Genomic DNA, 19424 nt, shown 5'->3' on the forward strand with positions numbered 1-19424 from the left:
AAAACCTTGAAAACTGAACTGCACCCCAAAAGTTAGATACAAAATCAAAGCATTTATTTCATATGATAAGGGAAATTTTTGAACTTCTAAAAGTGAAATTGACAGAAGTTTTATTTCGGTAGTTTTTGATAGTATGATAGCGAGTTTCAAGAGTATGTAGTAAATAACGAATATTTTTGTAATATACGAGTCATCAGCATATTTTTTGTGTAGTTGCTTGGTTTTTATTATATCAAGGTTTCTTATTTTTCTGATTTTCTCTCATCAAGTGTAATAGTGCATTTTATACAAAACTATTAATCAAACCAACGATTTTCTTCTGATATTTATGATAGAATAGTAGATAATATTATTTTTTTGGAGGCCATATGAAAGCACCTTTTAACCGTGAGAAAAGACAGAAATTTTCCTTTCGTAAATTATCGATTGGATTTTTGTCTGTTGCAATAGCCAGCCTATTTGTGGGATTTTCTGATGGACCAGCACAAATTGTTTCAGCTAATCAGTCAACATCTAGTACAAAAGCTCTCAAAACAATATCCTACCACTATGTTATTGATTCCGAATTGACAAAGAAAGAGTATGATCAAATCATAAAAGGATTTCCTTCACAAATTGAAGAGAATGATACCGCCTATTATTTTGTCTATAAGCCTCAAGAAAAAATAGTATCAGATTCTCAAAATAAAACTCTACCTAAAACTGGTCAACAAACATCAGATATTATATTAATGGCATCTGGTCTCATACTTATAACTATTGTTATTACAAAAAGGAAGCATAAAAAAGAGGTTATAGTTAGTCTTTTGTTATTGACAGCTAGTGGAATAACAATGAGTTCACAAGAGGTTTTAGCGCTAAAAAATGATGTTTTATCTCAATTTAACCAAACATTCCAGATTGAATCCACTCAACCTTTACCAAAGCCAGTCACTATAAATGGCTATGATTATATTGGTTATTTTAAAATCCCTAAAGATAATATCAAAGATGTTGAGACAGACAGTTCGACATCATCTAATATCGTAAAAGTTCCTGAAACAGCACCTAGACAAGCAGAACCAGAAGAGGCAAGAGTTGAGAGTCGACTAGAAACCACAACATCTATTATTCCATTTACTGAAGAAACGCAAGACAGTGATGAACTTTTTGTTGGCGAATCAAAAGTCATTCAGGAGGGAGTCACAGGACTTCGCACCATCACTACCAAAATTGATACCATTGATGGTAGTGTGATCAGTAGCGAAGAAATCTCAAACGAAGTCAGTAAAGCTCCAGTCAATCGAATTGTTGTCATAGGCACAAAGGTTGAAGAGAGTAAGGTTCCTGAAACAGCACCTAGACAAGCAGATCCAGAAGAGGCAAGAGTTGAGAGTCGACTAGAAACCACAACATCTATTATTCCATTTACTGAAGAAACGCAAGACAGTGATGAACTTTTTGTTGGTGAATCAAAAGTCATTCAGGAGGGAGTCACAGGACTNCGCACCATCACTACNAAAATTGATACNATTGATGGNAGTGTGATNAGTAGCGAAGAAATCTCAAACGAAGTCAGTAAAGCTCCAGTCAATCAAATTGTTGCTATAGGCACAAAGGTTAAAGAGAGCAAGGTTCCTGAAACAGCACCTAGACAAGCAGANCNAGAAGAGGCAAGAGTTGAGAGTCGACTAGAAACCACAACATCTATTATTCCATTTACTGAAGAAACGCAAGACAGTGATGAACTTTTTGTTGGTGAATCAAAAGTCATTCAGGAGGGAGTCACAGGACTACGCACCATCACTACTAAAATTGATACTATTGATGGCAGTGTGATTAGTAGCGAAGAAATCTCAAACGAAGTCAGTAAAGCTCCAGTCAATCAAATTGTTGCTATAGGTACAAAGGTTAAAGAGAGTAAGGTTCCTGAAACAGCACCTAGACAAGCAGACAATGTAGCTGAAGTTATTTATAAAATTGAGACAGAAATTGAGGACATTGATTTTAATCATGTAGTGGTTAATGATGCTGATAAATACGAAGATGAAGAGGCTGAGATACGTCCTGGAGTCAAAGGTAAACGTGAAATCGTTAGGCGTATCCATCTTATTGATGGTCAAACTATTAAAACAGAAGAAATATCGTCTACACAAACGTTAGCTCCTGTTGATCAAATTACCACCATTGGTATAAAAGTAGATAAACGACAACTTCAAGCTGAATATGATGATAAAGACATTGTAAAACAGGATTTGTTATATCGATTAGCAGAAAATTTTAAAAAGAATGCATATGATCAAGCGCTTTCCAATGCTTATGCTGTATTAAATGATAAAGAAGCCAATAAAACAAATGTTAAAAAAGCACTAGATGATTTAAAATCTGCACGTCAAGCTTTAGATGGTCAATTAAAAAGTGTCCCAACGTTGGCTATTAAAGCAATCACTAAAAATGAAGAACGTAAAGAAGCTACGGTAACATTTACTTTGAATGATCAAGATCAAGCCGCTCTTTCGTCTAAGCTTTATCTTTATCAAGATTCTAATCTTCTTAGAGAAATAGAAATTGCTAATATAAATGATTCTGTAACCTTATCAAATCTTGATTATTATACTGACTATACTCTTAAAACTGAACTTCAGTATAATATTGGTAATGGCAATATCACTAAGCTTTCAGACAATACTGAAATATTCCGACTTGACTATAAGAAAATTGAATTCAAAGATGTAGATGAGATAGAAATTTATGAAAAAGAAGAGCAAACCTTTAAACGCTTAATGTCATTTGCTGAAAAACCAACGCAGTTAGATAATTTCTTCATCAAGATTAAATCAGATCGATTCAAAGAGAAATTATTGCCTATTTCAGATATTTCAGAAGATCCAAGTCATCTAAACGCTTATAAAGTATCAGTGATGTTTGATGAATTAGTCCAAGATAAACAGATGGCAGAAGATACACAATATCAATCAGGTTTCCACTTTTTTGTTGCTAAATCTCAAAGGGATGATGCTGTCTATACAAATTTTAAGGATTTGATAGCAGCCATCAAGAATAATCCATCTGGTTCTTACACAATAGGTGCGAATTTAACCGCTAGTGGTATTAACGTTTCACAAAATGATATCTCATATGTTGATGAATTTAGTGGTACTTTAACAGCAGAATATAATGGCAATAAGTATGCCGTCTATGATTTAAGAAAACCATTATTTAACACCCTTAAAAAAGCTACTATAACGCATCTTGATCTCAAAAATGTCTCCATTGAGGCAGAAACATCAGAGCTTGGGACCTTAGCCAATACTGTTAGCAACAGTCACTTAGAAGATATTGCTGCGATGGGTCATATCACAGGCTCTAATGTTGTAGGTGGTATCATAGGTGCTGGGATTGAAAATAGTACTATTCAAAATGTTAGCTTCGAAGGAACGATTAATAGTTCTGCCAACAGGCAAACTGGATACATGGTTGGAGGGATTGCTGGTCGATTAAATAAAGCCAGTCTAAGCTCTGCTTCAACTAATGTGACATTGAATTTACCAAACACTGGTCAAACACATCGTGGTGGTGGACTAGTTGGTTTGATGGACAATAATGCCCATTTATCAAACGCCATTGCTAGAGGAAAAATTAACTATTCTGGAAATAATCAAGTTGGTGGAATTGTTGGTTCAACATGGTTTAACGGTCAAGTTAATGATGTTATTAGTGATATTGACATTCAAAATGGTAATCTTATCCACGGAGATACTGCTCATAAAAATGCTAATATCCGTCAAGCATATGCTGTCACAACAGACAACAAAGGACGAGTTGACAAATGGACAACACAGATTTCACCTGATGATATTACTAATAAACTGACTAATTATCATATTACGGCAACGATTACTGATAGTAAAAATCTATTAGAACGTCATGAAGATTTAGATTATACAGTTCTTAAAAATGCTGTTTCTGAACGTTCTACTGCTTATTATAATGTGGAAAAACTCGTTCCATTTTATAATAAAGAATGGATTATCTATCAAGGGAATAAAATATCTATTAGCGATAAACTGTATCAGACTAAGCTTCTTGATGTTGTTCCAATGAAAGACTCTGAAGCTATCATTGATATTGCTAATCAAAAGAATGCTATCAATAAACTAATGTTACATTATGTAGATGGGACTATCGACTATCTGCCATTAAACGTTATTGGTCAGTTTAAAAATACAGATATCTTTGAATATCAAATAGCTGGTACAGATCTTATCTATACACCTGAGGAATTTATTTCAGATTATACCGATGTTATCAACCAAGTGCTACCTGAACTAAATACTGTTGTTTTTTCTGAGGAAAGTTTGAAAACTACTCTTAAAATGACAGATAATGATAAGTTATACGAATTGTTCCTTGAAGAAAGTTTTGCGGACGTTAAAAGCAATCTAGCTAATCAAATCAGAAAAGTATTAACCATGAACCAGTCTATCAACACAAAAGGTAAGAGTGTGAAAGACTATCTGATTAGTACTATTAAAGAAAATAAAGAGGCTATTTTATTAGGTCTAGCTTATATGAATCGTTGGTACGACATTAATTATGATGACCTAAATACAAAAGATTTAACAGCATTCAAGCATGACTTCTTTGGTTCTCAAGATAGTAATAGTTTAGATGTCATCATAAATATTGGTAAATCTGGTTTTGAACAATTAAAAGGTAAAAATACCGTTCAGACCTATAGTAAACTATTGGCATATCCTAAACATCAAAATACGCTCTTTAACTTATTGGAAACCTACCGTCAACTCTTTTTACCAAACAAATCAAATAGTCGTTGGTTCAAAGATAATAGCAAAGCATACATTGTTGAAACATTGTCTGATATTCCTGAGGTTAGGTCTAAACAAGAAACTGCTACACGTGATGATCAATTTGCTATTGGATTGTATGATAAACTAACACAAAATAGTTGGTTATTTAAAAATATGATTCTTCCTTTATTAACTATGAAAGAAGAAAGTCTTTATATTATTTCAACCCTTTCAACTATTTCCTTTGGTGGTTATGAAAGATATCTCTATAATAATGAAACGCCAAATGGTGAAGATTATAAGACGTACATGCACCAATTAGTTGATACAACAGCTAAATGGCATCGTGATCATTTTGACTTTTGGTATAAAATATTAAGTCCAGAATCACGTGAAAAATTAGCAAAAAGTATTCTCAATTATGATGGATTTAACTATCGAAATAATGCTACCCAATCAAGTTGGAGAACTTTAGAATCCAAGGACGCCTCTATTAGAGATTTCTTTGGTCCAGTTGGTAAATGGTATGCAAATAATGGTGCTGGGGCCTATGCCACTGGCCATGATGTTAGTTTTGTCTATTATCGTATTTTAGATAGAGTTGGTGGCTCTACCATGACTCATGAAATGGTTCATAATTTTGATGGTAATATTTATTTTGAAGGAAATGGTAGACGAACAGGACTTGGGGCAGAACTATTTGCCTTAGGCTTACTACAGTCTCCTGATAATATTGATGAGGCAACGATAACGATTAATCACCTCTTTAATGATTATCCTGACTCTGATACGAGAATGCATACTATTTCACCTAAAACTAGGTTTAATAATGCTGATGATTTACAACAATATATCAGAGGGATGTTTGATGTTGTCTATAGCTTAGAATATTTAGAAGCACAAAGTGTTTTAAAAGCAACTCCAGAAGTTAAAAAAGAATGGTATCGCACGATTGAAAATTATTATGTTACTGATGAAAAAACAGGTAAAAAAACACATGCTGGAAATAGTGTACGAGCATTAACTGATGAAGAGGTTGCAAAAATAACTGATTTTAATAGTCTTATTGATAATAATATTCTTAATAGACGTGATTATAGAGAAGGAAGACGTGGTCGTAATGGTTATTATACGACTAGCTTACACTCTCCTATTTATGCTGCTTTAGATAATAAAAATGGTGCACCAGGAGATGTCATGTTCAAGCGTATCGCTTTTGAATTACTGGCAGAAAAAGGTTACCATAACGGTTTCATTCCTTATGCATCCAATCAATTAGGAGATGTTGCTATTGCAGATAACTCATTAACGTGGTCTAGCTGGTTTAATAAAAATGTACCATTGATTACAGACCAACATGTCCTAGAACATATCTTTAATGGAAAATATGAAAGCTGGGCAGCCTTTAAAAAAGCAATGTATCAAGAAAGAATTGATAAGTTGCCAACTCTTAAACCAATCACTATACAATATGAATTAGGAAATCCTCAAAGTACTACAACTATTACTATCAGTAGTCTTAGTCAATTACAAGAACTTATGGATGCTGCTGCTCAGAAAGATTTTGACAACTTACCACGCTCTACTAATCATACTGCTGCAAGCTGGGTTAACTTGTTGAAAAAGAAAATCTATAATGCTTATCTACGTGAAACTGATGAGTTTAGACAATCAATTTTTAATTGATAAAAATTTTCTATCATTTCAGTTCAACTCTATTTTAAGGCACATTGTCAACTGTAGTAGGTGACTAGTCATCTAATTCGAGAGAGAATCATTTGATTCTCTCTTTTTATGTGCAAAGCAATGATCATTTTTGTTTTAAAATTGCCAAATCCAAAGCCTGTTCTTTGATAGCTTTGATGAGTTTATTAGTCATTTTTAGTTTTGCGTTTAAATAAGGAGATTTAATTGCATCTGAGATTTATTTTTTAAATATTCTTAGGATAGTTGAGAAAAATATGATTAACTAAGAGGGAGTTGCTTTTTTGTATCGATGAGAAAATAATGAGATCTTATTTTATAAAGATCTCATTATTTTCCAAAATTCATAGTATAATAGAAACAACAATAAGAGTTAATACATTTAATCAAAATTGTTATTGTAAATGGTAAAAAAATAAAAATGTTTTATATAAAAATGATATAAAGTTGACACAACGATTAGAATCAGATGAACAATTGACATTAATAGATATTGATTGGATTTCTTAAGTAAAGGTGAACAATAAGAGAGATACAATCAAGTTTAACATTAATACTGGAGAGTTTTACGGGCAGTACAGGAAAGGTTTATTAGTTATGCTTAAGCAATTCATTTTAAAAAAGCATCTATTTTTATATAGTCTATTCATCGCTGTGACTTGGTTAGAGGCTGTTATTATTCCCGGCCTTATTTCTATGATTGTCTCAAGTTTTGAAGAAAAGACTCTTGATGTTCTTTGGCAAGCGCTATTTTTAGGTGTTATTGGTAACCTCATTATTTTAGTTGGTTTGGCAGGGAAACGGTATTACTATGCTAGGCTAGTGGCAGATTTTACATTAGCCATGAAACGTCGGCTATTCAAACATTTCCTTTACGATAAAAGTATTGGACAAGGTGATATTTTGTCTAGTCTTGAAAATGATGTTAAGCAATTGGAAGTCTCATACCTTGAACCTGCTGTCATCATCATGTCATCGCTTGGTTTTACCAGTGTTTCAATTATATATGCCTTAGTCACCAATTTTTGGTTGGGCTTGATTTTTGTCTTTTTTTACTCTATTCCAACTCTTTGTAGTGGTATTGGTAGTAAAAAACTAGATCACTTTCTAAAGAAAAATCGACAGTTAATCAAGATTATCTGTCTCAAGTAACCAATATTATTGATGGTGAAAGAGTTATTAAAAATTATGGCGCCAGAGATTTCTTTTTCAAACGTTTTTTAAAGTATTTGAAGGTAAGGATTAATCAGGATATTCATTACGAGCAGCAACGAACAGTTAATAATGTGATTATCAATAGCATTGATGCTTTTTGTTCAGTTGTTCCCATCATTATTGGAGGGGTGATGATTTATTATGACTATTTATCTGGCGCTAGCTTTGTAGGGATTTATCTCGTTTCTCACAATATTAGCTATCAGTTTAATGAATTGTCTTATTTCATCAACACCTACAAATCAACAAAGAAACTAAGAGAACAGTATGCTTTCTTACTTCAAGACAATAAGTCTGAAAATATTGAGCTGACTTCTAAATCTTTGTTTCCTATCGTATTTAATCATGTTAGTTTAAAACTTGGTGATAAAAACATCTTTCAAAACTTATCTTTTACTATTCAACAAGGTGAAAAAGTTGCTATCATCGGTCCAAGTGGAAGTGGAAAGACAACACTTTTAAACATGATTTATGGAATGATTGTGCCAGATTCTGGGGAAATTAGCTTTTCTGGTCAGTTTTTAGAAAAAAGGCAGTATCCTATGTTGATGAGCTATGTTTTACAAGATTCCTTTGTTTTTGATGGGTTGAGTCTTGAAGAAAATATTGCTCTAGGAAAGTCTATCAATAGTCATAAAATCCATCAGATTTTAACCTCGATTAATCTTTTGTCATTGAAAAATCATCAGCTAATTTATGCTAATGAGCTCTCTGGAGGAGAGAAGCAGCGCTTAGAAATCGCACGTAGTTTGTATCATGATAGCCAACTGATTTTGGCAGATGAGATTAAATCAAATCTTGATAAAGCAAATGCTAGTCAAATTTCAGATATTTTGATGACATTACCTCAGACTCTGGTGGAGGTAATCCATCATTATGATGATGAGACACTAGCAAGATATGATAAGATTATTGATTTATCACAGTAGAGAAAATCTAATTTCTAATGGATAAAAATAATATTGAATTGTTTATAAAATTGTCATTCACGAGGTGGATGGCTTTTTGTGATATTTATTTCAAGGAACTCTTGTTATGATAGTGCTATCTTAATGAAAAAGGAGATGGCAACAACGATGTTAAATAAAATGAAAGTCAGGCTTTTGATTAGTTTGGGAAGTTTTGCTATTATCAGCTTTATTGTGATGATTGGGTATACTATCGGTTATCAGTCGGTATCAACTCAAACAAATAAGCAAATCAAGGCTGAAGCTCATAAATTGTTTACTAAGGAGAAACAAAAAGAAAAGGAAACGGTCTTATCGGATGAACTTGTTAATGAATTTTTAATCCAGTATTATACAAAGAAAAAACTAGGGGAGAATAATATCTGTATTGCCCCTTATATGACAGATTCAGCTTATAAAGAAGAAGTTACTCGTCAAGAAGACTCTATCAATCAGGTTTATAAGGATTATATCTTGGATTATCGTTTTGATAAGGCTAATATTTATATTAATACTAAAACCAATGAAGCAATTGTGGAAGTGTCTTACCGAGTTACTTATGTATCGGATATTAGTGAAAAAGCTCAGAAAACCAATCAAACAGAAACAAAGTCTTTGAAAATATCATACACAAAATTTTCAGATAAACTCCTTGTCAACCAATTAACCATTTGGAATGGAAAACTAGACGACCTCAAAGAATCCTCTACGGATGGTAACTCAAGCATCCCAGAATTACAAGGAAGTATAACAAGGGAGTCAAACTAGCAGGAGAAAATCTTCTGCTTTTTTGATAGGGAGATGAGATGACAAAAATTGAATCTGTTAAACAAAAAGCTATCTTAGATGTGGCAGCAAGTCTAGGTTATTCCTTTAGACAATTATCAGGGCAAGTGTACGAACACCCAGAACATGATTCCTTTCGTATTTTTGCTGATACCAATACTTTTAAGTGGTTTTCACGTAATATACAAGGGGATGTGATTGACTTCGTTCAATTGGTTGCGAACGTTTCTTTTAAAGAAGCATTGTCTTTTCTTGAAACGGGTGACTTTAAACAAGCCAAGGTTACTGAGAATACTTACCGCCCATTTCATTATTATTTATCTGAAGAGCCCTTTGTTCAAGCTAGAACCTACTTAAATCAAGTTAGAGGATTAAGTGATGAGACAATCAATGCTTTTGGTAGGCAAGGATTGCTAGCCCAAGCAAATTACAAGACAAAATCATTCAAGGAATCTGTGCTTGTCTTTAAGAGTTTTAATCATAAAGGACAATTAGAAGGAGCAAGTCTTCAGGGAATTAAAAAAAATAAAAGCAGATATGAACGAGAGTATTTAAAGAAAATCATGAAAGGTTCTCATGGTTATGTTGGCATGAGTTTTGATATTGGCAAGCCCAACCGACTTATCTTTTGTGAGTCTGTTATTGATATGATGAGTTACTACCAATTACATCAGAACAATCTATCAGATGTTCGTTTAGTTTCTATGGAAGGCTTAAAACTTTCTGTGATTGCCTATCAAACGTTACGTTTAGCTGCAGAAGAAAGAAACAAGATAAATTTTATGGATACTGTAAAATTAAATAAGTTGACACAATATCTTCAGATCATACAAGATACAACAACCTTTTTTAAGACTCATCCAAACATTGTGACTTTAGCTGTTGATAATGACGAAGCTGGGCGGGAGTTTTGCAAGAAACTATTAGAGAAAGGCCTACCTGTTAAACAAGATTTGCCAGTTTTACAGGAAAAGGAAACAAAATCTGATTGGAATGATGTGGTTAAAAATTATCAGAATCCTTCCCTAACTAAAATTATCCACTCAGCACAAACACAACTCATTAGAAATAAATCATTTTCTCATTCAAAGGCGGTCTTAGAGTTGTGATAACAAAATCAAGACGGTTCACATAAGATAGAAAATGATAAGGAGGACTACTTTATGAGTGTGATTGATCGCCTGACTGATAAGGTTGCTAGGCAAGAAGAAAAAGTTTTTAAGGAGACTGAAAAGTTAGAGGTCTATCGTGAACAACTGCAAAGTGCTATGTATAGTACTTTTATCAAACGTCAAAAACTGAGTCGATTAAGTTTTGATGAAGCCTTAAATCAAGCCTTTGGTCAGAACACTATTGTTTCAAACCAAACTATTAATAGAAACGAGGAAACTAACACATGACAAAAGATTGGACTTTTGACCAACCACTAGACGAAAAAACAGCAACATCTTTAACAGAAGAACGTGCTAAAATCGCTGCGCTATTTAATAAGGAAAAGCAAGAAGAAAATGAAGAAGTAGACTATGTGACAGACTTTAAAAAATCACAAATACAATCCAAGGAAAAAGTAGAATCAGAATCAGAAACACAAAATCAATCAGTTCCTAACAAAACTTCTACTTCAACAATTACTAATGATTATAAACAACACTTAGCTGATGTAATGGCTCAAAACAAGGAAGATATGATACAAAGTCAGAAAAAAATTGAAGAGTTACACCAGTTAATTGATGATAAAAATAAGCAAAATAAAAAATTGCAAGCTATATCAGTTGCAATCTATGATTTATAAACGAAAGCAGTCTTAGTCAGACTGCTTTTTATGAGGAGGAAAATGATGCAATTATTTAAAAAGAAATCTCACCATCAGGATAGTTTTAAACGTCTTATTCATCGCTTGTCGATAATGTCTGAAAGTGAATTGAGCAAAGTTAATCAATTGCTTGATGTGGTTTTTGATTCAAAAAGCCAAAATATAAGTTTAGAAGAAGTTGTCAAAACACCAGTAGCAAAAGAACTGATCTTGGATGATTCGATTACTGAAGCAAAGAATAAATTAAATACAGAACAATTAGAAAGACGGATAGAGCAATTTAAGCAAATGAAGAAACCGAAATAATAGCATGGACTAGGATAATTTTAAAAAAATCCACATTATTTCTTCTTTTTAGGAGTTTTTATATAATATTAGAAAATTCTTCAAATATTTAATGTATAAATACTTGACATATGCCTATTTTAATATTAAAATATACTTATAAATATAATTTTTGAATTATTATTGATATTTTGAACAGTATTAAAATGAAGTTCTGCTTGTTTTCAGTTCTCAAAAAATGGTAAATATTATAAATAGGTGTTGGTTTTTAGATTGGAAAGGAGAAATAATAGAAAAATATAATGAGTTTAAATACCTAATGTAGATTGTAGTCAGTTTGGTTTTTTGTTTATATAATAAAGGAGATATGTTATGTTAAAAATTAGAACAGTAATTGGAACAACTCCTGCTATCTTATTATTTTCTGTGACACTTCTTGTTTTAGCTGTTTCTTATCGTGGTGGTGAGTGGACTTATGGCGGTTACCATGATCCAAATAATTGGGGAGCAATTTCAAATTATTATCACCCTTCAAGATACCATAGGTCTTATGTCGGAAGTACAACACGAAATAGACAAAAAACTGCTTATGCTGGTGCGTCCAGAACATCTTATGCTTTTATTAATACAGATTTTGGTGAAAATGTTGTATTTGATGCAGGATGGTAAAATTCTAGTAAGTTATCATGATACTATTAAATAAAGAAAAGTATATATAAGATATGGGCGGGCTTAGTCCCGCCCTCTTTTAGAATGAGAGGACTTTATGAAAAGAGTTTTTATCCTTTTATCTAATTTACTTGTTAGTCTCTTTTTGGTATGGGTCATTACCATCTGGTCAGATACTTATGTCTCTTATTATTATCCTAGTGTTGCGGTAATGGATGCTTCCTCTGATGTTAGTTTTGATGAGGTTGCTGAACGTTTGGAAAGATTAGCACAAGAAACGGATAGTGTCATTGCCATTCAGCATCAAGAAACTGGACCAGAAGGCAAAGCAGTCTTTTCTTATACAACATTTGGGACTGGAAAATTACCAGAAGGGCTTACTGAAAGATCACTGGAAGCTTCTAAAAATAGTAGTACTTTGACTAACTATTTTATCTTTAATGGTCATTTGGACTTGGATTTGTTGAGAACAGCATTAAATGAAGTAGGATTGACGAGAATTTATTTGGTTAATCCCACCTTTTTCACTAGGTTAGCTTCTGTATTTGGCAATGGTTTTCAACTCATCGGATTATTAATTTTCTTCTTAACCTTTGGAGCACTTAGTTTAATTAGTCAAATTCGTGCCTTAAGAACAGCTGGTATTCGCTTAATTTCTGGTGAAAGTCGCTGGCGAATTTTTGTGAGACCACTTACTCAAGACTTGATTAATGCTTCTATAGGTCTAGTAGCTAGTTTAATTTTAGTCATTAGCTTAAAAACAGTGGTTTCAGTTCCTTTAATTGTTTTTTATAGTATTTGCGCTAGTCTAGTTCTCTATAATCTATTATTACTGGCTATTTCCTTGTTTTTCACCAGTTTATTTGCTATTGGGATTAAAAAAGTCCACTTGATGCAGGTTATCAAGGGACAAATTCCAGTCAGAGGGATCATAAGCCTGATTTTAATCGGTCAACTTTTAGCGGTCATCATTGTTGCCATTGGTGTCAGTCGAACACTGATATATTCACAAGCTTTTCAACAACAAGATCAAGGGCATGAGTTTTGGCAAAAAGAAAATCAGCTAGTTGCCTTGAGTTTTGGGCGTGAGGCCGCTTCAATAAGCTATGACGAAGAAACAATCGAAAAACAGAAAACGTGGTATCAAGTGATTGATCAAGCAGTTGAAGAACAAAATGCCATTCTTTCCAGACACTATCTCGTTGAACAAGGAATGCAAAGTAGTCAAGCCATCTCATCCTTTCATGAGAATTACGAGCCTGAAGGCAATGTTGTGATTGTTACTCCTGACTATCTAAAACGGCAAAAAATCACAGTGGCGCCTGAAATTGAAGAAAAAATCAATCAATTAGATGTTGGTGAGTTTGTCCTCTTATTACCTGACAAACTTCATTCAGATGAAACTCACTATAAAACCGTTTTTGAAGACTATATCACTAATATCATGGCTAGTGAGGATAGCCGTCAAGAAATGCGAGCAATAGTTTCTTACGTGGAAACTGGGTATCAGCGATTTGTCTATAACACAACTCCTCTATCGTACCAACAATTTCTTAGTGATCCTATTATCATTGTCTTAACACCCCATTCAACTGGACAACAATCTTATTCTTTCTGGGAGGCTTCACTACAATCCTATTTCTTTTTTGATAATTTAGAAGACACCCAGTCTCTGATTGCAAAACACGGACTTGGCAACTGGATTTCGGAACTTCAGACAGGTTATCATATCCATCAAACCTTACTAGATAATATAGAAAGGGAGGTTTGGGTAATGACTGCTGGCGCAATATTAGGCATTTTGACATCTATTTTGCTCTTTCATACAATGAATCAACTGTATTTTGAAGAATTTAGACGAGATATTTTGATTAAACGTATAGCAGGTCTTCGTTTCTTAGAAATTCATAGAAACTATCTGCTAGCACAAATAGCTGTTTTCTTTCTTGGTTGTCTTGGAAGTGTTTTTCTCGCGACGGATATCATGATTGCTTTCTTGGTACTATTATTGTTTATTGGCATTTCTGTGATGCAACTCTCTCTACAAATGAAGAAGGAAAATCAAATGTCAATGCTTATTTTGAAAGGAGCCTAAGATGATTCGATTAGAAAAAGTTGGCAAACAGTTTGGTGAACGTGTTTTATTTTCAGATATTTCCATGACTTTTGAAGCTGGCAAGGTCTATGCCTTGATAGGTTCAAGTGGTAGTGGTAAAACAACACTCATGAACATGATGGGTAAACTTGAAAGTTATGATGGCACGATCTTCTTTCGTGATAAGGATTTGAGCAAATATAAACCGAGTGATTTTTTCCGTCATGAGTCGGGTTATTTATTTCAAAATTTTGGACTGATGGAAAGTCATACCATAGAGGAAAATCTGAAGCTAGGTCTCATTGGTCACAAACTAAGTAAGGCTGAACAACACAAGAAAGAAAAAGATGCCCTAGAGCGTGTTGGTTTGTCTTATCTCAGTCTGAACAAGAAAATTTTTGAGCTATCTGGTGGTGAATCACAACGTGTGGCCTTGGCTAAGGTGATTCTAAAGAATCCTCCGTTCATCTTAGCAGACGAACCAACAGCCTCAATTGACCCTGAAACAGCTAAAGTGATTATGGACATTCTTCTGTCATTGAGAGATGAGAATAGAGTCATTATTATTGCCACTCATAATCCATCCATTTGGGCAATGGCAGATGAGATTATTTCCATGGATAACTTGTGAGAGAATAGTAGATACTATTAAATATTTAACAATGACCATATGACTATTGTTGAATTAGTGAAAGGATTTTAAAAAGTTTCAACTGTTCACGACTTACCGTGGGCAGTTTTTAGCTTTTCAGGTTTATTGTCAACTGTAGTGAGTAATAATGTTGTAAGAAAAATAGACAAAGAAACTTAAAAATTTAATTTTTATGAGTTTTTAAAAATCACAAGTTGTTAAATTTTGAAGAATTTAATAGCGATTTAAATAGAATTGAATGTAACTTAGTGGTAAATATCAGATAGTTTTACGCTTTCTAAAATACACTTTAGTTGATAAACAAAATCATAGAGATATGACACCCTTCACAGAATTGAACAAAGGAAATTTCAAGAAAATAGCAATATTGTTGATGCTTAGAAAAGGAATAGAAAACATGAGTCTAAAAAATGATATCTTAGGATCTTGGATTATGGTAGAACATATTTCAGAAGGTAATATCAATGTAAATGATAAAAAAATAATATCTTTTACAGAACTTGAGAATGATAACTATTATCAATTATTTAATAATGAAATAAAAAAATGTGAGCACTAAGAGTGAAACGATTATACTTCAAAAGGATATGCCTGTAGAAGCTCGTATTGTTTATGATAATGAAACTTATCTTGATTGGATTTTAGAAATGTTGAGTTTTAAACAATAATTTGGGTTTATCCTAAGACAATCTATAAATTACAATAAGACTGAGAAAGGATGTCTTATCTAGGTGTTTAAGGAAATATAAACTAAGTTGTCTATCACTTGTTAGGAGTGATCCTAACCATGCTTAATTACGAAAGGAGAATTCTTATGGAATTAGTATTACCAAATAATTATGTAGTTCTTAATCAAGAAGAGATGACGTATCTTGATGGAGGAGCATTCTACGTACCTAAGTGGGCAATCACAGGAGCAATTACAGGAGCGGCATATACAGCGTTAGCAGCAGCAGGTGGCGGCGGACTTCAATTAGTTCTTGGATCTTACGGAATGCGTTCTGCCTTATTGGCTGGTATTGTCAAGGGATTAGGTGTACTAGGAATTCATATCGGAAATGCTTTTGCAAATACAATCATTAGAACCATTGCATCAGCTGGAATTGGTGCAGGAGCAGATTGGATATTTACTAATGTTATTGACGGCTGGGATGGAAAACGTGATAATCGATTAAGAATAGGATAGTCTTATGAAGATTATTCTAATCTCGATTGTTCTTGCATTTATCTATCATAAACTTTCAGAACGCATTAGGAATAGCTATTTTCATTTTGCTGTGTTCCTATTATTGATTGCTACTCATTTTATCTGGAACTATTACTTTTTGCCAATTGAAATATTAATTGCGTTAAGTGGTGTAAATGTGATATCAATCTTTTTAAAGAAACTACAAAAAAAAATAGCAATTTATAATGAGACTGACATAAAGATATTTCTTTATATACTAATCTACCCGTTGTGCTAGTTAATTAAACAAAGGATTATATCTTTGATTATCGTTTTAATAAGTCTAAGATTACAATCGCCTGAATCAAATAGAAATTCAACTGAGTTTGTAGGTCAATTGAGATTCTAACAGCTTGTTATAGATTTCTTAAAAAAATCAGAAGATGGTGAAGTGTATTATAAAATTGAAGAGACGACTATCGAAAAAAAATTTGGTCGTCGCATCTTTATCAAGTTCTTAGACACTATTAAGGAGGACATTCATGTTTTTATTCCAGAAGAAAGATAATCTTTTTACAAAATAAAGATTTGACTTAAGCAACTGAGATAGTGTGGTGTTTATGTTTCTGGATATCATTAATGTCTGAATATAAATAATTTCAGAGATAAAAGGTTCTAGTAAAGTTAGTAAAATAGTAATTATTGGGATAGTCATAAAAATTACATAATGAAACAAATGCAGAGGTTGTAAGAAATATTTTTTGCTTTTCCTTGTTGGTGTGGAAATACATAGGGTTGCCCACTTCTTAATCGTTAAAAGAGTAATGGCAGCTAACAAGCTAAAATTAATATCATTATCCATAATAGTATTAGGCATTTGATAAAAGACATGATACAATAGTCGTAATGGGCACAAGTCTATATAATATAAGGATCAATGATGATAATGCCTGTTTCAAGTTATTATTTCATATGAAGGAGAAATTATGCATCACATTTTGACGGTTATCATTCCATACGTTACGCATTTTTTGGAATTGTTTGGTGTACTCATTATTGTTATAGGGACAGGGAAGGCTATTTATGACCTATTTAAAGCACGGTTAGATTTTGGAGATATAGCAGTGAAAATCAACTTTGCCAAAGCTTTAGCACTTGCCTTGGAATTTAAGTTGGCAGCAGAGATTTTAAATACTGTTCTTATACATACAACAAAGGAACTTTATATTTTATCGGTTATTGTTATTCTAAGGGTGGTCATGACATTTGTTATCCATTGGGAAATAAAAAATAGTGAGCGTGACATGATAGAATAGATTGTTTATACAATTGTTATCCCCATGATAAAAGAGAATGTGGGGATTTTTAAGTCCATCTACATCATGTCTTTTTATTTAACGAACTTTATAAATTATTATGACTAGATTATTTATGTGATTAGAGTAAAGGAGTGAAGCCAATTTGATAAAAGAAGATATTAAAAAGCAAGTATTGGAAGCTTATGATTGATTGTGTGAATATGGTTAGAATTTGAAAAAGGTGATAGCAATGAGGCAAGATTTTCAAGAGTTATTGATGCTTTAGTACCTCTTATTAATCATTTGACAGTTTCAGACAATAATTATAATCCTGACAATATTTCTGCTGAAACAGTCTTTGAGAAGAAAAAGTTTATAGCCGATGAATCTGAGGAGTTATGGAATTTAGCACAGGAATTAATTGAATTAAGTGTAGATAAGGGACTATATCTGTAAGAAGTAAAATATGATGGAGTTAGGTATTATACATGGCAAACTATGTTTATCAGCAAATTATTTGTTCAAAGGATTTTCTTGAGAAATATTTAGTAGATTATTTTCCATTTTGCAAGGAAGAGAAAATGGAACCACCTTATATTAGTTTTAATAAATTGCTTGGTGTCTCTAATCTTAATGATTACAGGGAAAAATATGGGCAATACATTTATTATGGTGATGGTTTTTCCTACAAGAAGCAAGAAAATGGAACCTATTTAGTGAAATTTACGACAAGATGGGATTATCCAATTGCTGCCATTCGACAGGCTATTTTACTTGACCATACGGTTGAATGGTATGCTATAGAAGAAAATTGTATTTATGTTTCGCATTTTTATTGGTCTCATGGTGTCCAAGAATCAGTTAATGTTCTTGATGATACCTTTGGAGAGTGGTCATGGGATAGGTATGAGTTTGAAGAAACTCTTGATAGTTGCGATCATCTTATCTGGTATTACTTACTGGAACACAAAAATAAATGGCAAGCTTGGTCAAGTGAGTTAGAGTTACCAAGATTTTTTAGTGAATAATTTTTATATGATGATTGTTACTCACTGGCATTTATTAAAAAAGTGGAATATTATATAAAAAAACTTTCAAAAATAAATGTGTTACACTATTATTATGAGATTAGACAAATTATTGGGTGAATTGGGTTACGGATCCAGAAATCAGGTTAAGAAAATGATCAAAATGAAGCAAGTCACGGTTGATAATGAAATCGTGCTTGATGCTAGTCGCAACGTTGACCCGAGTATTCAGGAGGTTAGGGTAGGGAGTGAGCCAATCGCTTATCACCAAACGGTTTATTATCTGATGAACAAACCTCAGGGTGTCGTCACGGCAAAAAAAGATAAAAAAATCCAAACGGTGCTCGACCTTCTAAAAGAGTCGGATAAACGAGCAGATATTTATCCCATTGGTCGTTTGGATCGTGATACCGAAGGATTAATCCTCCTCACCAATAATGGGCCGCTAGGCTATCGGATGCTTCATCCTAGCCATCATGTTGACAAAACCTATCGAGTTATTGTTAATGGTTTTCTTGATGAAGATGCCATTTCCTTCTTCCAAGCTGGTGTCGTCTTTTTGGATGGTACTGTTTGTCAACCTGCTGACTTAACGATTTTATCCTCATCAGAAAAGGAAAGTGAGGCTTTAGTAACGATTAGAGAAGGGCGTTTCCACCAAATCAAAAAAATGTTTTTAAGTTATGGGGTCAAAGTCATTTCACTTAAACGAATTTCCTTTGGACCATTTACTATTGAAGAGTCTCTTTTACCAGGTGAGTATCGTCTATTGACCGCAGAGGAAAAAGAGAAATTGAAACAGTTTTTGGATTAGCTTAATATTTCCAATAATTAGTTTTGTACATTTATTGGTTGAAATAATAATTTATACCTCAAATAATATCATAGAAGAAAGAGGAATTTTCATAATATATATATTCTTGATGAACAATTTAGCTATGATTAGCCTACTAGTTATTTACTTTAAAGTTAGA

14 protein-coding genes and 4 pseudogenes are annotated in these 19424 nt (G+C 33.0%); 17 read left to right on the plus strand and 1 reads right to left on the minus strand.

Features of this window, described 5'->3' with window-relative positions; translation table 11 throughout:
* Positions 1-368 precede the first annotated feature (368 nt).
* Complete coding sequence (locus tag A3I1_RS07665; RefSeq protein ID WP_018369445.1) at positions 369-6476, plus strand: ZmpA/ZmpB/ZmpC family metallo-endopeptidase; 6108 nt, start codon at positions 369-371, stop codon at positions 6474-6476.
* Positions 6477-6544: 68 nt separating this feature from the next.
* Here the strand turns inward: A3I1_RS07665 and A3I1_RS08660 are convergent.
* Positions 6545-6714, minus strand: a pseudogene (locus A3I1_RS08660) (ISL3 family transposase); the annotation flags it as partial.
* Positions 6715-7091: 377 nt separating this feature from the next.
* On the opposite strand from A3I1_RS08660, the pseudogene gggC reads away from it, so the two are divergent.
* The 16 genes and pseudogenes from gggC to A3I1_RS0101015 all read left to right on the plus strand — a co-directional run bounded on the left by gggC (position 7092) and on the right by A3I1_RS0101015 (position 19264).
* A pseudogene (gggC, locus tag A3I1_RS08085) lies at positions 7092-8638 on the plus strand (streptosactin export ABC transporter GggC).
* 147 nt (positions 8639-8785) lie between these two features.
* Positions 8786-9424 (plus strand): hypothetical protein, encoded by a 639-nt coding sequence (locus tag A3I1_RS0100950; RefSeq protein WP_018369446.1) that lies wholly within the window; start codon positions 8786-8788, stop codon positions 9422-9424.
* Between the two features lie 38 nt (positions 9425-9462).
* Positions 9463-10551, plus strand: coding sequence for a toprim domain-containing protein (locus A3I1_RS0100955; protein WP_018369447.1), 1089 nt, complete (start codon positions 9463-9465; stop codon positions 10549-10551).
* Between the two features lie 54 nt (positions 10552-10605).
* Complete coding sequence (locus A3I1_RS0100960; protein ID WP_018369448.1) at positions 10606-10842, plus strand: DUF5965 family protein; 237 nt, start codon at positions 10606-10608, stop codon at positions 10840-10842.
* Positions 10839-11234, plus strand: coding sequence for a DUF5945 family protein (locus A3I1_RS0100965; protein ID WP_018369449.1), 396 nt, complete (start codon positions 10839-10841; stop codon positions 11232-11234). The genes A3I1_RS0100960 and A3I1_RS0100965 overlap by 4 nt, the downstream gene beginning before the upstream one ends.
* 45 nt (positions 11235-11279) lie before the next feature.
* Positions 11280-11561 (plus strand): hypothetical protein, encoded by a 282-nt coding sequence (locus A3I1_RS0100970; protein WP_018369450.1) that lies wholly within the window; start codon positions 11280-11282, stop codon positions 11559-11561.
* 351 nt (positions 11562-11912) lie between these two features.
* Positions 11913-12209, plus strand: coding sequence for a lactococcin 972 family bacteriocin (locus A3I1_RS0100975; protein WP_018369451.1), 297 nt, complete (start codon positions 11913-11915; stop codon positions 12207-12209).
* 97 nt (positions 12210-12306) lie between these two features.
* On the plus strand, positions 12307-14304 hold the full coding sequence (locus tag A3I1_RS0100980; RefSeq protein ID WP_018369452.1) for a bacteriocin-associated integral membrane family protein: 1998 nt from the start codon (positions 12307-12309) through the stop codon (positions 14302-14304).
* A gap of 1 nt (position 14305) precedes the next feature.
* Complete coding sequence (locus A3I1_RS0100985; RefSeq protein WP_018369453.1) at positions 14306-14935, plus strand: ABC transporter ATP-binding protein; 630 nt, start codon at positions 14306-14308, stop codon at positions 14933-14935.
* A gap of 337 nt (positions 14936-15272) precedes the next feature.
* Positions 15273-15515, plus strand: coding sequence for a hypothetical protein (locus tag A3I1_RS0100990; protein ID WP_018369454.1), 243 nt, complete (start codon positions 15273-15275; stop codon positions 15513-15515).
* 255 nt (positions 15516-15770) lie between these two features.
* A complete protein-coding gene (locus tag A3I1_RS0101000; RefSeq protein WP_018369455.1) occupies positions 15771-16142 on the plus strand; it encodes a hypothetical protein in 372 nt (123 codons plus the stop codon).
* Positions 16143-16146: 4 nt separating this feature from the next.
* A pseudogene (locus A3I1_RS08575) lies at positions 16147-16356 on the plus strand (hypothetical protein); the annotation flags it as partial.
* Between the two features lie 754 nt (positions 16357-17110).
* Positions 17111-17440 (plus strand): DUF1622 domain-containing protein, encoded by a 330-nt coding sequence (locus tag A3I1_RS0101005; protein WP_018369457.1) that lies wholly within the window; start codon positions 17111-17113, stop codon positions 17438-17440.
* A 201-nt stretch (positions 17441-17641) separates the two neighbouring features.
* Positions 17642-17878 (plus strand): annotated as a pseudogene (locus tag A3I1_RS07675) (HD domain-containing protein); the annotation flags it as partial.
* Positions 17879-18003: 125 nt separating this feature from the next.
* On the plus strand, positions 18004-18450 hold the full coding sequence (locus tag A3I1_RS0101010) for a hypothetical protein (RefSeq protein WP_018369459.1): 447 nt from the start codon (positions 18004-18006) through the stop codon (positions 18448-18450).
* Between the two features lie 94 nt (positions 18451-18544).
* Entirely contained in the window at positions 18545-19264 is a 720-nt protein-coding gene (locus A3I1_RS0101015; RefSeq protein WP_026216720.1) for a pseudouridine synthase, read from the plus strand.
* Positions 19265-19424 lie beyond the last annotated feature (160 nt).

Source organism: Streptococcus marimammalium DSM 18627 (assembly GCF_000380045.1).
Lineage (GTDB): Bacteria > Bacillota > Bacilli > Lactobacillales > Streptococcaceae > Streptococcus > Streptococcus marimammalium.